General features: G+C 56.8%; 4 protein-coding genes and 3 rRNA genes. All 7 read right to left on the reverse strand.

Annotation, left to right across the window (positions count from 1 at the left end):
• Positions 1 to 77: 77 nt before the first annotated feature.
• On the reverse strand, positions 78 to 2,186 hold the full coding sequence (gene recD / locus LOY38_RS26090) for an exodeoxyribonuclease V subunit alpha (protein WP_258697677.1): 2,109 nt from the start codon (positions 2,184 to 2,186) through the stop codon (positions 78 to 80).
• A complete protein-coding gene (gene recB / locus LOY38_RS26095; protein ID WP_258697678.1) occupies positions 2,183 to 5,872 on the reverse strand; it encodes an exodeoxyribonuclease V subunit beta in 3,690 nt (1,229 codons plus the stop codon). The genes recD and recB overlap by 4 nt, the downstream gene beginning before the upstream one ends.
• Positions 5,869 to 9,321, reverse strand: coding sequence for an exodeoxyribonuclease V subunit gamma (recC, locus tag LOY38_RS26100; RefSeq protein WP_258697679.1), 3,453 nt, complete (start codon positions 9,319 to 9,321; stop codon positions 5,869 to 5,871). The genes recB and recC overlap by 4 nt, the downstream gene beginning before the upstream one ends.
• Before the next feature lie 156 nt (positions 9,322 to 9,477).
• Positions 9,478 to 9,593: ribosomal RNA gene (rrf, locus tag LOY38_RS26105) — 5S ribosomal RNA — on the reverse strand.
• A 144-nt stretch (positions 9,594 to 9,737) separates the two neighbouring features.
• Positions 9,738 to 12,629 (reverse strand): 23S ribosomal RNA (locus LOY38_RS26110).
• A gap of 315 nt (positions 12,630 to 12,944) precedes the next feature.
• Positions 12,945 to 14,483: ribosomal RNA gene (locus LOY38_RS26115) — 16S ribosomal RNA — on the reverse strand.
• The 16S, 23S and 5S rRNA genes sit together here, the layout of an rRNA operon.
• 625 nt (positions 14,484 to 15,108) lie before the next feature.
• Positions 15,109 to 16,602, reverse strand: a complete 1,494-nt coding sequence (locus LOY38_RS26120) for a CoA-acylating methylmalonate-semialdehyde dehydrogenase (protein ID WP_258697680.1) — start codon at positions 16,600 to 16,602, stop codon at positions 15,109 to 15,111.
• Positions 16,603 to 16,649 lie beyond the last annotated feature (47 nt).

Here is a 16,649-nt window from a genome sequence, read left to right on the forward strand (position 1 = left end):
ATAGCACAGCACCGAAACACCCGCGAGGCCACGCACTACGGCACTTCGGACAGATTCCGTCGTCTGGCGCGCCTCCGTCAGTGACTCGGCTCGATCCCCTCTTCCAGCTCCAGCATCAACCCGCTCAAGCGCTTGACCTTGCGCTGCACGGCCTCTTCGAATACGCCGGCGCGAGGCTCAATCAGGGTGAACCAGTCTTTGGCCCGGGTAATCCCGGTATAGATCAGCTCCTTGGTGAGCACAGGGTTCAGGGCATCCGGCAGAATCAACGCGGTATGGGCAAATTCCGAGCCCTGGGATTTGTGTACGGTCATGGCGTACACGGTGTCGACATCGTTGAGCCGGCTTGGCAGGACAAAACGCACACCGCCCTGACCATCGTTGCGCGGGAAGGCCACACGCAACACTTGCCGGCCGGCCTCGGGGCCTTCACGCTCCGGCAGCCTGAGGGCAATGCCAATGTCGCCGTTCATCAAACCCAGGCCATAGTCGTTGCGGGTCATCAGCACGGGCCGCCCTTCGTACCACTGGTGGTCGCTGTCGATCAGCCGAGCCTTGAGCAGCGCGTCGGTCACTCGCTGATTCAAGCCTTCCACACCCCAAGGCCCTTTGCGTACCGCGCACAATAGCTGGAAAGCGTCGAAGGCTTGCAGCACCACGCGAGCCCAATGGGTCCAGCGTGGATCGTCGAGCGGGCTGTCGAGCGGTGGCCGCTGACTGCGTAAAAGACTCAGATAATGCCGATAGCCTTGCGGTCCCTCGCCATGGCCTTCGAGCAGCAAGCGCTCCAGAGCACGGTCCTGCTCCCCCTTGAGGACCAGGGAAAATACGTCGTCATGACTTGCAGCGGCCAATAGCTTGCGCGCGTCCTCGGGACGCTGCTGGTTGACCCAACGGGCCAACTGACCAATGCCGCTACCCTCGCCGAAGCGCCGTGAGTGGCGCAGCATCACGACTTGCTGGGCCAGTGGATGCGCTCCGTGGGTGTCTTCCCGCAAACCGCTGGCATCGAGGTTTTCACCGCTGACCGCCTCCAGCCACTGGCGGGTCTGCGGGCTGTACCAACCGGCTTCGGCATCGCGACACAGATCACCCAGGACGGCACCGGCCTCTACCGACGCCAGTTGGTCCTTGTCACCGAGCAGTACCAAACGGGCATGGGCCGGCAACGCGTCGAGCAGGTTGGCCATCATCTCCAGGTCGATCATCGAGGCTTCGTCCACCACCAATACATCCAGCGGTAAGCGATTACCGGCGTGGTGGCGGAAATGCCGGGTGCCGGGACGACTGCCGAGCAAACGGTGCACGGTGGTCACATCCGACGGGATCTTCTCCCGTACGGCTTCAGCAACTTTCAGGGTTTGAACCTGCTGACTGATGGACTCGGTCAATCGTGCGGCAGCTTTGCCGGTGGGGGCCGCGAGACGAATGCGCAGCGGTTTGCCGGCCTCCACCGCGGGTGCCTGGAGCAATGCAAGCAAGCGCACGACCGTGGTGGTTTTACCGGTTCCCGGGCCGCCAGTGACGATGCTGAATGCGCTACGGGTTGCCAGGGCGCAAGCGAGCTTCTGCCAGTCGATCACTTCATCAGACTTGGCTGGACCGAACAGGCCGGTCAGACGTTGGGGCAAATCATTCGGTGTTGTTTCGTGTGCCGCCAGACGCTGACGCAGGGCGTTGTCGATCCGCCGCTCGTAAGCCCAGTAGCGGCGCAGGTACAGGCGTTTACCCGACAGCACCAATGGTCGGTGCTGCGCGGCCTCACGCCCGTCAACGGCCAGAGCCACCAGACGGCTGGACGCCAGGACCTTGCACCAATGGGCACCCTCCAGTGCCTCAAGCAATTGCGACGGCAGCAACATCGCACCGCTTTGCAGATCACCTTCCGGTGGCAGCGACAGAGCGAAGTCTGGTTCTTTCAGCGTTTCGAACAGATCCAGACAGACATGGCCATGGCCCAACTGGTGACTGGCCAACGCGGCGGCCAGCAGCACCAGTGGATCATCGTCGGGTGCGAGCTCGTGGAGAAACGCAACGAAGGCCTTGTCCAGCGGCCGCAACCAACCGCGTTCGACCCAGCGCGTGAGCAGCAGCAACAAATCATCAGCGCGACTCAACGGGGCCAGACCCGCCAGACTTTCGGCCGCCAACGGCATGGGCAGCAAATCGGCGAAGGTGCGACTCATAGCAGTACTCCCTGTTCCCAGGCGGGTTCAGCCTTGGGCTCTGGCTTGCCTTGGAACAACCGGTCCAGGCGCTCGATCAGCTGCCGTGGTGGACGGGCGAAATACACGCCCTGGCTGGCCGCGCGAGTACCGCGCAGGAACAGGTACAACGCCCCACCGACATGTCGGTCGTAATCGTAATCGGCAAGCCGCGCCTTGAGCTGGCGATGCAGGGCGAGCAGGTACAACACATATTGCAGGTCATAGCGGTTATCGAGAATCGACTGCTCCATGGCCTGCTCGGTATAGGCCGCATCATCGCCGCCCAGCCAGTTGGATTTGTAGTCAGCGACGTAATAGCGGCCATCATGCTCGAACGTCAGGTCGATGAAACCTTTGAACATGCCATTGAGCAACACCGGTTCAGCGGCCACCCGGGCCACACCGTTGTGAGTGTATTGACACACCAGCTCATCGAGTTTGAGCACATCGACCTTGTGGCTGGCGAACCAGAACTCCATCTCGACCCGGTATTGAGTCAGTTTCTCGAACACCACCGGTGCCTGCCCATCACCGATGTGCAGCGAGGATTTGAGCAAGTGCTGCAGCCAGTCGCTCAGCGTGGTGATCCAGCCTTCCCAGCCACGGCGGTTGCAACGGCGGGCGATGGCATCTTCCACGTTTTGCGGTGCGGCGGAAAAACCTTCGTCACCGGCCCATTCGAGCAATCCATGGAGAAAAGTGCCGGGGTTCGGGCCACGAGGGAATCGATGGATATCAGCACCGCCAGCGATCACTTCTCGCGGCGTTTGCGGATCGAGACGTTCGTCGTCAAAAAGCTTTTGTGCTTGCGGGCTCTCCGGGGCTTCGTCACTGCCCACGCTCAGACTGTCGCCAATGCGCAAAGCGCTGTAGGAGGCGATCCACCAGTTTTCACTGGCTTTGCGCTTGGGTATCAGCGGGGCAAGCAAGGTCGCTTCATTGCGCGGCGGATGGTAATGCTCGGCGGTCGCTTCAGGCATTTCACCGTAGTTCAGCGCCGGACAGCCCTGCTGCAAATCTTCCAGCCAACGCCGCAATCCTGCCGACTCGGCCAATGGCGCACCACCGCCCAGCAGATAACCCAACGCAGAGAGGTGCAGAACCGAGCCGTTGTTATTGCCGCGTTTGAGGTCGGTCACACCGAGCCAGCAAGCATGCTGTGCCCGGGTCAGGGCTACATAGAGCAGACGCAGGTCTTCGGCCAAACGCTCATCATCGGCCTGGGCGATCAACTCGGTCGTTGGCTTCAAGCTCACCTGAGCCTTACCCGTCGCGTCGTGGTAATGCAACGGCAAACGGCTGCCATCCACCGGTTTTGCCGAGCAGATGAACGGCAGAAACACCAACGGATATTCAAGCCCTTTGGATTTGTGGATGGTCACGACCTTGACCAGTTGCTCGTCGCTTTCCAGGCGCAGGATCTGCTCTTCGCCAGCCTGGCCGGACAACGCCAGATGCTCGGACAAATGACGGATCAGCGCTTGCTCGCCATCGAGTTCGGCAGCGGCCTGCTGCAGCAACTCGGACAGATGCAACAGGTTGGTCAATACCCGCTCGCCATCGCTGCGCGCGATCAATGCCTGGGGCAGCTGGAAATCGTGCAGCAAACGCCGCAGCATTGGCAATACGCCCTGCTTGCGCCAGAGCTCGCGATAACCGCGGAACTGCATGACCCGTGCTTCCCAGGCCAGTTCATCCTGATTCAGTCGTTCCAGCTCTGCCAGCGAAAGGTTCAGCGTGATGCAAGCCAGCGCAGCCCGCAGTGGACGCTCGACATCCGGCTCGGCACACGCCTTGAGCCAGGTCAGCAGGTCATGGGCTTCCTGCGCGGCGAATACTGAATCCTTGTCTGACAGGTAAACACTGCGCACACCCCGGGCGGCAAGTTCGCCGCGCACGGTCTGGGCCTCTTTGCCGTCACGCACCAGAATCGCGATATCCGCCGGCAGCAGACCTCTTAAGTCCTTACCGTCCTGGATGAAGCCCGCACGGCCTTGCTGACCGCCATTGAGCAGTGCGGTGATTTCGCTGGCGCAGGCGGAGGCCAATTGTTGTCGATACACGGCGCCAGACAGTGGCTGATCGGCGGACAGGTGCCAGATATTCAGGGCAGGTACAACCTGACCATCAATACGCAGAACTTCTTTGCGTCCCTGGGACTCGACGGGCAGAAACGGTACAGGGTTTTCGCCATTCTTCTCACGAAACAGGAATGCTCCACGCCCCTGCTCCCGAGATTCGGCGCGCTCGAACACATGATTCACCGCACCGACCATGCCATGACTGGAACGGAAGTTGGTGCCCAGGGTATGCAGGCGGCCAGCGGTAGCCTGGCGAGCGCGCAGGTAGGTGTAAATGTCGGCACCGCGAAAGGCATAGATTGCCTGCTTCGGATCGCCGATCAGAAACAGACCGGATTCAGGATTGTTATCTTCGATGCGATAAATGCTCTCGAAGATTCGGTATTGCACCGGGTCGGTGTCCTGGAATTCGTCGATCAGCGCGACCGGGAACTGCTCGCGGATGAGGGTTGCCAGGCGCTCACCGCCATCGGACTGCAAGGCCGCATCAATGCGCAGCAGCATGTCATCGAAGCCCATTTCCGCGCGGCGACGCTTTTCTTCCTCGAACCGAGCACCGACCCAGTGGGCAGCGTGTTGCAGCACGGCGGCATCGGGGGTCGGCAAGCCATCGAGGCTGGCCTTGAGGCCGGGCATGGCATCCAGACCCGGATGGCGGGGGGCTTCACCCTTCCAGGCTTCTGCCATGCCATCAGGAGTCAGGCGAGTGAAGCCGGTGCCAATGTCCAGCTGCTCCAGAGATTCATCTTCGGCCCAGGTCCGAAGTTTTTCGAACCAGGGTTCGAAGTAGCGTGCCTGCATCTTGCGACCATCGACGCTCTTGCTCGCGACGCCCTGGTGACAGATGGCAAGCAACTCATTGGCCCATTGACGCCAGGGCATCTTGAGCTCGAGCAAAGCGGCCCGTCGTTCCTCCAGGCACTCGGCAATCAACTCGGCGGGTTCTTTACCTTCAACGCTGTCACGCTCGCTGGCGAACAACCCACGCACTCGCGGCAACAACGCCGCCGGGCCACCCCAGTTACCGCGAACCCAGTTCAGCGCATCGCCTTGCATCGGGTAGCAGAACAGTCGCCAGTAGTCGCGCAGGACTTCGCCGAGCAAATCGCTGTGATCGGTTTCCAGGGTCTGGGTAAACAGGCTGCCACTGTCGAATGCATGTTCGCGCAACATACGCTGGCACCAACTGTGGATGGTCGATACCGCCGCTTCATCCATCCACTGAGCGGCGATGTCCAGACGGTTTGCGCAACTGGACCACTGTTCGGGCAGGTATTGCTCGCGCAGTTCGGCAATGAGGCCATCCGGTGCCGGTGTCTCTTCACGGAAAAACCGTGCCGCTTCGGCCAGCCGAGTGCGAATACGCTCGCGCAGTTCTTTGGTCGCGGCATCGGTGAAGGTCACCACGAGGATTTGCGGCGGCAACAATTCACGCCCAAAACCACTCGATTCGTCACCGCGCCCCAGGACCAGACGCAAGTAAAGCGCAGAAATGGTGAAGGTCTTGCCGGTCCCGGCGCTGGCTTCGATCAGTTGGCTGCCACGCAGGGGGAATGCCAGGGCCAACGGTGTTTTCGTGGTCATGAGCGCGCCTCCTCGCTGCTCAATGAACGCCAGGAAGCCTCAAACAGCGGCCGATACAAAGCGTCGCACCAATCGGGGAAGGTCTCATCGGCAACCAGTGCATCGTAATCGCCAAATTGCCGAGCCAGTGCCGGGCTTTCGCGGCGCTCGCCGTCAGTGGTCTGGCCGTCGCCTTCATAAGCCTTGCGAGCAGCGGCGTCAGCTTTGGCCGGGTCGGTTTGAGCGAGCCAGGCGAAGGCCGTTTTTACTGCAATCGGCAGCGGCTGGCGCATGCCTGTTTGCCAGGCCAGTAACAGGTTATTCAGGACATCAAGTGCTGCACCCTTCGCCAAGGGGGCCAATAGCAAACTGTCATCGCTGGCCACCAGTGCGGTTGTCATCGACATACCGCTGGCACAGGCAACCAGGTGATTGACCCATGGCCGCGTCAGGCGATGCCATTTGCGGGCCTTGATTGAACCGATGCTGTTGGGAATCGTAGAAACCGACAATAAGCCGCCATCTGCGCGTTGATGCAGGCCACCGAGCCAACCCTCCAGATGTAGTCCATGCAGTTCCAGATTCACCGGCAACGCGCTGGTGAGCGGGGTCGGCCATAGCGCCAGAAGCTGCTGATAGCGCAGCAGCAGATCCGGCAGCGGCTCGATCAACTCGCGCTGCAGACACTCGCCAAAACCGGCCATGGGCAAGAGCCCGCTGTTTTGCAGGCGTTTTGCCTGCGCCTCCAGCGCCTGATCGGTTTGGTCCAGTTGCCCGAGTGCCGCCTCGAGCAAGCTGTCGCTGAGGCTATAGCGTTGCAGCGCGTCGAGAACAAACGGCTCTTCATCCGCCAAAGGCACTTCAGCAGCCTCGAAGAACACTTTGAGCCGCTGACTGAAGAAATGCCTCACAGGATTGCGCAAGAAATCCTGCAACTGCCCCAGGCTCAACGGTTCGTCCTGAACGTAGGGTTCGAGAACCTCGGTATGAGTCGTTAGATCACTGGCTTGATGAAGTAACTGCCACTCGCTGGCGTAGCTGAACAAATCATCGCCTTCATGGAAATAGCGAGCACTGAAGGGTTGCAGGGGATGTTCCTGAGTCATGGACTCAAGCAGATCATCATTGTCATCGTGCGATTGCCAGCCGCTGGCGAGATGGTCACGCAGCTGTCCTATCAATACCGAAGCAGGGCGCTCGCTGTTGTCCCGAATACTGCGACCGACCCAGCTGATATAGAGTTGGTCACGTGCCGACAACAATGCTTCCAGTAAAAGATAGCGGTCATCTTCGCGCCGGGAACGATCACCAGGCCGGTAGTCGCTGCCCATCAGGTCGAAGTCCAGCGGCGGCTGTGCGCGAGGGTAATCGCCGTCATTCATGCCCAACAGGCAGACTCGTTTGAACGGGATCGCTCGCATGGGCATCAAGGTACAGAAGTTAACTGCACCGGCGAGAAAGCGCTGAGACAGGCGACCTTGGTCGAGACCAGCCAGCCAGGCTTCACGGACCACGGTCAGCGGTAACTCATCCTGCAAGCCTACGGACTCGCAGGTCTCAAGCCAGGTCTCACGCAACTCTTCAAGTTGAGCCAACAAATAGTCGTCATGCTCGTTACTGGCCAGGAAGAACAACTGCACCAAAGCTTGCAACCTCGAGCCCCATTGTTTGGGCGCCGCAGGTTGAGTGAGTTCCTGGTGGGCAATTTCCAGCGCATCCAGCAATGCCACCAAAGGACCTATGAGCGCGGCATCCAGACCACCAATCTCATCGTAGGGTTCGATCCCCTCGCAGGCACTGGCACTACCCACGGCATAACCGAGCAGCATCCGTCGCAGACCAAAATGCCAACTGTTTTGCTCCAGTTCTTCAGGCAGCCCCAAACCCGCGCGTTGCTCGGCATTCATCCCCCAACGGATACCTGCGCCTTCGATCCAACGGTGCAAGATCGGCAGGTCACGTTCTTCTACGCCAAACCGGGCGCGTAATGCCGGAACGTCGAGCAGATCAAGGATCTCGCTGACGGGAAAGCGACTGTCGGGCAACTTCAGCAGATGCTCGACAGCAATCAGTAGCGGATCCCGGCCGCGCTGGCCTTGATCCGCGAGCGTGAAGGGAATGAAACGCGGGTCATGGCGATCAAGCTGACCAAAGACAGCACGGATGTGAGGGGCATAACTGTCGATGTCCGGAACCATCACGATCACGTCGCGAGGCCTTAAGTCTGGATCAGCACTGAATCGAGCCAGCAACTGATCGTGGAGGATCTCCACTTCGCGTTGAGCGCTATGAGCGACGTGAAATCGGATCGATTCGTCCTTATCCAGATCAACAGCAGGCCAACGCTCGCGAGTTTCATTCAGGGGACGCAATTCCAGGATGTCGTCCTGCAGTTGATTGAGCATGTTCTGCGGCTGGTTATCGCTGAAAAGGTCGATACGCCCGTCGCGAAACGCCGAGCGATAGCTGTTGGGGTCGTCGTAACTGTCGAGCAGATTGATGTAGTCCCGCCCCTGTTTACCCCACGCGGCCAATAGCGGGTGCGCATGCTGATGGAGAGTTTGTGGGTCGAGCACAACGGGCATGCCGCGCTTGCGAGCCTGACGTTTGTATTGATGCCGCAACAGATCTTTATCGGCGACGATGTCCGCCCAATGGTGACGACATGGGTTGTGTACGCACAACAGAACCTGGCTGAACCGAGCCAAGCCGGCAAGTGCTTCCAGGGCTTGGGCAGGCAATGAAGAAATCCCGAAAACAATCACCCGTGAAGGCAATCCACAGGGCGCCATGTCGAGACTATTGATACGCTCGATAAAGCGTTGGTGGACGCCCGCGCGGCTTTGCGCCATGCCTTGTTCACCAACATCCAGCAACAGCGCACGCCACAGCTCCGCCTGCCAGCAGTTGGCCGGGGTCAGGGCTTTGGCTTCGCCTCTGCCATTTCGTAACTGATGACGACCTTCTGCCCAGTCTTCGAGCCAGTCGGCCCTATATACCTGATATTGGTCGAACAGATCCGCCAGTCGCTCCGCCAATTGGTAGCGCTTGCGTAAATCGGTGTCATGGGTAAGGAAGCGATGCAGGGGCTCGAAATGCGGTTGATTGATCAACTGAGGTAACAGACGCATCAGACGCCAGGTCAGCGGAGCTTTATCGAGCAGGGATTTGGCCGGGATTTCGTTACGTCCCAGCACCATGCGATAGAGCTGCCACATGAAGCTGCCTGGTAACTGCACATCGATGGCGGCGGCGATTCCGCAACCGCCCATGTCGTCATCTTCAGGATCTTCGGCCAGTGCCAGCTTCAGCCATTGGGCGATGCCGTTGCTCTGTACCAGAGCGATTTCATTTTCCAAGGGAGCCAGCGGGTAGCGCCGCATCCAACTGACCACCAGGCTGCGCAACTCGTCCAGGCGGTTGCCGTGAACCACCATAAAACCAGCACTGAGGGACGTGGCGTCCGGCATAAAGGCTTCCTTGGGAAAATACAAAAGCTAGGGCCGAACCTTAGCACTGTCGGCAGACCGTGACAGCCGGGAGCGGTCCGATGATGTTGTACGAACTTTCCTGCGGGAAAAACAAAACCCCTACCTGCATACGCAGATAGGGGTTTCGGAATTTAATCTTGACGATGACCTACTCTCACATGGGGAAACCCCACACTACCATCGGCGATGCATCGTTTCACTGCTGAGTTCGGGATGGGATCAGGTGGTTCCAATGCTCTATGGTCGTCAAGAAATTCGGGTACCGAACCGTCTTTCGACGCTTCAGCAAATTGGGTATGCGATAGTTTGTGTGTTTGTGCGAACTTTCGGTTCATTGCGTCTTCACACACCGCAATCTGGTGCTCTCTCGAGTCAGCAAATTGCTTGGGTGTTATATGGTCAAGCCTCACGGGCAATTAGTATTGGTTAGCTCAACGCCTCACAGCGCTTACACACCCAACCTATCAACGTCGTAGTCTTCGACGGCCCTTCAGGGGACTCAAGGTCCCAGTGAGATCTCATCTTGAGGCTAGTTTCCCGCTTAGATGCTTTCAGCGGTTATCTATTCCGAACATAGCTACCCGGCAATGCCACTGGCGTGACAACCGGAACACCAGAGGTTCGTCCACTCCGGTCCTCTCGTACTAGGAGCAGCCCCTCTCAAATCTCAAACGTCCACGGCAGATAGGGACCGAACTGTCTCACGACGTTCTAAACCCAGCTCGCGTACCACTTTAAATGGCGAACAGCCATACCCTTGGGACCGGCTTCAGCCCCAGGATGTGATGAGCCGACATCGAGGTGCCAAACACCGCCGTCGATATGAACTCTTGGGCGGTATCAGCCTGTTATCCCCGGAGTACCTTTTATCCGTTGAGCGATGGCCCTTCCATACAGAACCACCGGATCACTAAGACCTACTTTCGTACCTGCTCGACGTGTCTGTCTCGCAGTCAAGCGCGCTTTTGCCTTTATACTCTACGACCGATTTCCGACCGGTCTGAGCGCACCTTCGTACTCCTCCGTTACTCTTTAGGAGGAGACCGCCCCAGTCAAACTACCCACCATACACTGTCCTCGATCCGGATAACGGACCTGAGTTAGAACCTCAAAGTTGCCAGGGTGGTATTTCAAGGATGGCTCCACGCGAACTGGCGTCCACGCTTCAAAGCCTCCCACCTATCCTACACAAGCAAATTCAAAGTCCAGTGCAAAGCTATAGTAAAGGTTCACGGGGTCTTTCCGTCTAGCCGCGGATACACTGCATCTTCACAGCGATTTCAATTTCACTGAGTCTCGGGTGGAGACAGCGCCGCCATCGTTACGCCATTCGTGCAGGTCGGAACTTACCCGACAAGGAATTTCGCTACCTTAGGACCGTTATAGTTACGGCCGCCGTTTACCGGGGCTTCGATCAAGAGCTTCGCGTTAGCTAACCCCATCAATTAACCTTCCGGCACCGGGCAGGCGTCACACCCTATACGTCCACTTTCGTGTTTGCAGAGTGCTGTGTTTTTAATAAACAGTCGCAGCGGCCTGGTATCTTCGACCGGCGTGGGCTTACGGAGCAAGTCCTTCACCCTCACCGGCGCACCTTCTCCCGAAGTTACGGTGCCATTTTGCCTAGTTCCTTCACCCGAGTTCTCTCAAGCGCCTTGGTATTCTCTACCCAACCACCTGTGTCGGTTTGGGGTACGGTTCCTGGTTACCTGAAGCTTAGAAGCTTTTCTTGGAAGCATGGCATCAACCACTTCGTGTTCTAAAAGAACACTCGTCATCAGCTCTCGGCCTTGGAATCCCGGATTTACCTAAGATTCCAGCCTACCACCTTAAACTTGGACAACCAACGCCAAGCTGGCCTAGCCTTCTCCGTCCCTCCATCGCAATAACCAGAAGTACAGGAATATTAACCTGTTTTCCATCGACTACGCTTTTCAGCCTCGCCTTAGGGACCGACTAACCCTGCGTCGATTAACGTTGCGCAGGAAACCTTGGTCTTTCGGCGTGGGTGTTTTTCACACCCATTGTCGTTACTCATGTCAGCATTCGCACTTCTGATACCTCCAGCAAGCTTCTCAACTCACCTTCACAGGCTTACAGAACGCTCCTCTACCGCATCACCTAAGTGATACCCGTAGCTTCGGTGTATGGTTTGAGCCCCGTTACATCTTCCGCGCAGGCCGACTCGACTAGTGAGCTATTACGCTTTCTTTAAAGGGTGGCTGCTTCTAAGCCAACCTCCTAGCTGTCTAAGCCTTCCCACATCGTTTCCCACTTAACCATAACTTTGGGACCTTAGCTGACGGTCTGGGTTGTTTCCCTTTTCACGACGGACGTTAGCACCCGCCGTGTGTCTCCCATGCTCGGCACTTGTAGGTATTCGGAGTTTGCATCGGTTTGGTAAGTCGGGATGACCCCCTAGCCGAAACAGTGCTCTACCCCCTACAGTGATACATGAGGCGCTACCTAAATAGCTTTCGAGGAGAACCAGCTATCTCCGAGCTTGATTAGCCTTTCACTCCGATCCACAGGTCATCCGCTAACTTTTCAACGGTAGTCGGTTCGGTCCTCCAGTCAGTGTTACCTAACCTTCAACCTGCCCATGGATAGATCGCCCGGTTTCGGGTCTATTCCCAGCGACTAGACGCCCTATTAAGACTCGCTTTCGCTACGCCTCCCCTATTCGGTTAAGCTCGCCACTGAAAATAAGTCGCTGACCCATTATACAAAAGGTACGCAGTCACCCAACAAAGTGGGCTCCCACTGCTTGTACGCATACGGTTTCAGGATCTATTTCACTCCCCTCTCCGGGGTTCTTTTCGCCTTTCCCTCACGGTACTAGTTCACTATCGGTCAGTCAGTAGTATTTAGCCTTGGAGGATGGTCCCCCCATATTCAGACAAAGTTTCTCGTGCTCCGTCCTACTCGATTTCATGACTAAGAGATTTTCGCGTACAGGGCTATCACCCACTATGGCCGCACTTTCCAGAGCGTTCCGCTAATCTCAAAGCCACTTAAGGGCTGGTCCCCGTTCGCTCGCCACTACTAAGGGAATCTCGGTTGATTTCTTTTCCTCAGGGTACTTAGATGTTTCAGTTCCCCTGGTTCGCTTCTTAAGCCTATGTATTCAGCTTAAGATACCTAACTTATGTTAGGTGGGTTCCCCCATTCAGACATCTCCGGATCAAAGTCTGTTTGCCGACTCCCCGAAGCTTTTCGCAGGCTACCACGTCTTTCATCGCCTCTGACTGCCAAGGCATCCACCGTATGCGCTTCTTCACTTGACCATATAACCCCAAGCAATCTGGTTATACTGTGAAGACGACATTCGCCGAAAATTCGCGATTAAACTCACAAATTTTACCTTAGCCTGATCCGTTACCAGTGAAAGTAACGTTCAGTCTATCTTTCTATCACATACCCAAATTTTTAAAGAACGATCTAGCCAAAGACTAGAAATCAACATTCACCATCATCACGATGGAATGCTCATTTCTAAGCTTTAATACAAAAAAGCTTCTCTTTAAGGAGAAACCTTATCGTCTTCTTCAATGAATCAAGCAATTCGTGTGGGAACTTATGGAGCAGCTGATGTCGTCGATTAAGGAGGTGATCCAGCCGCAGGTTCCCCTACGGCTACCTTGTTACGACTTCACCCCAGTCATGAATCACACCGTGGTAACCGTCCTCCCGAAGGTTAGACTAGCTACTTCTGGTGCAACCCACTCCCATGGTGTGACGGGCGGTGTGTACAAGGCCCGGGAACGTATTCACCGCGACATTCTGATTCGCGATTACTAGCGATTCCGACTTCACGCAGTCGAGTTGCAGACTGCGATCCGGACTACGATCGGTTTTATGGGATTAGCTCCACCTCGCGGCTTGGCAACCCTCTGTACCGACCATTGTAGCACGTGTGTAGCCCAGGCCGTAAGGGCCATGATGACTTGACGTCATCCCCACCTTCCTCCGGTTTGTCACCGGCAGTCTCCTTAGAGTGCCCACCATTACGTGCTGGTAACTAAGGACAAGGGTTGCGCTCGTTACGGGACTTAACCCAACATCTCACGACACGAGCTGACGACAGCCATGCAGCACCTGTCTCAATGCTCCCGAAGGCACCAATCCATCTCTGGAAAGTTCATTGGATGTCAAGGCCTGGTAAGGTTCTTCGCGTTGCTTCGAATTAAACCACATGCTCCACCGCTTGTGCGGGCCCCCGTCAATTCATTTGAGTTTTAACCTTGCGGCCGTACTCCCCAGGCGGTCAACTTAATGCGTTAGCTGCGCCACTAAGAGCTCAAGGCTCCCAACGGCTAGTTGACATCGTTTACGGCGTGGACTACCAGGGTATCTAATCCTGTTTGCTCCCCACGCTTTCGCACCTCAGTGTCAGTATCAGTCCAGGTGGTCGCCTTCGCCACTGGTGTTCCTTCCTATATCTACGCATTTCACCGCTACACAGGAAATTCCACCACCCTCTACCATACTCTAGCTCGACAGTTTTGAATGCAGTTCCCAGGTTGAGCCCGGGGATTTCACATCCAACTTAACGAACCACCTACGCGCGCTTTACGCCCAGTAATTCCGATTAACGCTTGCACCCTCTGTATTACCGCGGCTGCTGGCACAGAGTTAGCCGGTGCTTATTCTGTCGGTAACGTCAAAACAATTACGTATTAGGTAACTGCCCTTCCTCCCAACTTAAAGTGCTTTACAATCCGAAGACCTTCTTCACACACGCGGCATGGCTGGATCAGGCTTTCGCCCATTGTCCAATATTCCCCACTGCTGCCTCCCGTAGGAGTCTGGACCGTGTCTCAGTTCCAGTGTGACTGATCATCCTCTCAGACCAGTTACGGATCGTCGCCTTGGTGAGCCATTACCTCACCAACTAGCTAATCCGACCTAGGCTCATCTGATAGCGCAAGGCCCGAAGGTCCCCTGCTTTCTCCCGTAGGACGTATGCGGTATTAGCGTCCGTTTCCGAGCGTTATCCCCCACTACCAGGCAGATTCCTAGGCATTACTCACCCGTCCGCCGCTCGCCACCAGATACAAGTACCCGTGCTGCCGCTCGACTTGCATGTGTTAGGCCTGCCGCCAGCGTTCAATCTGAGCCATGATCAAACTCTTCAGTTCAAACATCTTTGGGTTTTTAAGAAACCCTAAACTTGGCTCAGCAATCGTTGGTTACATCTTTGATTTCTCGCGGAGTAACTTGTGATGCTGATAATCTTGTTGACTATCAGTCTGACTCCACAAGCACCCACACGAATTGCTTGATTCAGTTGTTAAAGAGCGGTTGGTTAAGATCTTTCGTCTCAACCGAGGCGCGCATTCTACAGCAGCCTCCGTTGCTGTCAAGTGGTTATTTTCAGAAGTTTTCAAAGTTTCCTTTGCAACTTCAACCACTTGCGCTTCCGATCTCTCGTTAGCGGGAGGCGAATTCTACAGCGTTAGTCGCTGCTGTCAACACCTGTTTTTCTCCGCTTTCGACCGAGAAGATCGAACCGTCAATAAGGCGACAACACACTGCCTTACCAACTCCTTCTGGCCTCGATGAACTGAAGCGTAACCGCTGCCGAAAACTGCGTAACTCATTGTTTACCAAGAAGTTTTCCGTTTCGACTGCGCCGGAAGTGGGGCGAATTATAGACGTCCAGAATCTGCCGTCAACTCCTATCTTCACATTTCTGTCATATAGGTCAAAAAAGCCCGAAAACACAAAGGCCGACCTCAAGAGGTCGGCCTTCAGCCCTTCTACTTACAAGCTAGGGAATGCAAATTGCGAAGCTTCATGACTCGCCCGTTGCGGCCAGCGCTGGGTAATAGCCTTGCGACGGGTGTAGAACCGCACGCCATCCGGACCATAAGCATGCAGATCGCCGAACAGTGAACGCTTCCAGCCGCCAAAGCTGTGATACGCCACAGGCACCGGCAATGGCACGTTGACGCCGACCATACCCACTTCGATCTCATCGCAGAACAACCGCGCCGCTTCCCCATCACGGGTAAAGATGCAGGTGCCGTTGCCATACTCGTGATCATTGATCAGTTGCATCGCCTCTTCCAGGCTGTTGACCCGAACGACGCACAGCACCGGCCCGAAGATCTCTTCTTTATAGATGCGCATTTCTGGCGTGACGTTATCGAACAGGCAGCCACCCAGGAAGAAACCTTCCTCATGACCGGCCACGCTCAGACCACGACCGTCGACCACCAAGGATGCACCGGACGAAACGCCATCTTCTATATAGCCACTGACTTTATCCCGCGCCTGACCGGAAACCAGCGGCCCCATGTCCAGACCACAGGTCGTACCCGCACCGATCTTCAGCGCCTTGATCTGCGGCGTCAGTTTGGCCACCAACGCATCCGCCACCTGATCGCCGACGCACACCGCCACCGAGATCGCCATGCAGCGCTCACCGCAGGAACCATAAGCCGCGCCCATCAGTGCGCTGACTGCGTTATCCAGATCCGCATCCGGCATCAATACCGCATGGTTCTTCGCCCCGCCCAACGCCTGGACGCGTTTGCCGCGCCTGGTGCCTTCGGCGTAGATGTATTCGGCAATCGGCGTCGAACCGACAAAGCTCAGCGCTTTGACTTCCGGCGCTTCAATCAAGGCATCCACCGCAGCCTTGTCGCCATGCACCACACTCAGCACGCCTTTCGGCAGGCCGGCTTCCAACAGCAGCTGAGCAATCAGCAGCGTCGAGCTTGGATCGCGCTCGGACGGTTTCAGAATAAAGCAGTTGCCGCAGACGATCGCCAGCGGATACATCCACAGCGGCACCATGGCCGGGAAGTTGAACGGAGTAATACCGGCCACCACGCCCAATGGCTGGAAATCCGACCAGGCATCAATGTTCGGCCCGACGTTACGGCTGTACTCGCCCTTGAGGATTTCCGGCGCCGCACAGGCGAACTCGACGTTCTCGATCCCGCGCTTCAATTCACCGGCAGCATCTTCCAGGGTCTTGCCGTGTTCTTCGCTGATCAGTTGTGCGATACGGGCTTCGTTCTGTTCCAGCAGTTGCTTGAAGCGGAACATCACCTGAGCGCGCTTGGCCGCCGGCGTATTACGCCAGGCCGGGAACGCAGCCTTGGCCGAGTCAATGGCTTTCTGAATGGTTTCGCGGCTGGCCAATGGCAGCTTGTGGATAACCTGACCGGTGGACGGGTTGAACACGTCGGCCGTGCGACCGTCTTCGGTCACCAGTTCGCCATTGATCAAATGCGGGATAAGGCTCATGCGGGGCTCCTGAAAAATTGTCCACAGGCGCCCGCTAAAGGACGCCT

The organism is Pseudomonas sp. B21-015, assembly GCF_024749285.1.
Lineage (GTDB): Bacteria > Pseudomonadota > Gammaproteobacteria > Pseudomonadales > Pseudomonadaceae > Aquipseudomonas.

Bases quoted from the DNA above. Each gene is read 5' to 3' on its own strand.
- LOY38_RS26120 (WP_258697680.1), bottom strand. From the start codon at position 16,602: ATGAGCCTTATCCCGCATTTGATCAATGGCGAACTGGTGACCGAAGAC.
- recC (WP_258697679.1), bottom strand. From the start codon at position 9,321: ATGCCGGACGCCACGTCCCTCAGTGCTGGTTTTATGGTGGTTCACGGC.
- recD (WP_258697677.1), bottom strand. From the start codon at position 2,186: ATGAGTCGCACCTTCGCCGATTTGCTGCCCATGCCGTTGGCGGCCGAA.
- recB (WP_258697678.1), bottom strand. From the start codon at position 5,872: ATGACCACGAAAACACCGTTGGCCCTGGCATTCCCCCTGCGTGGCAGC.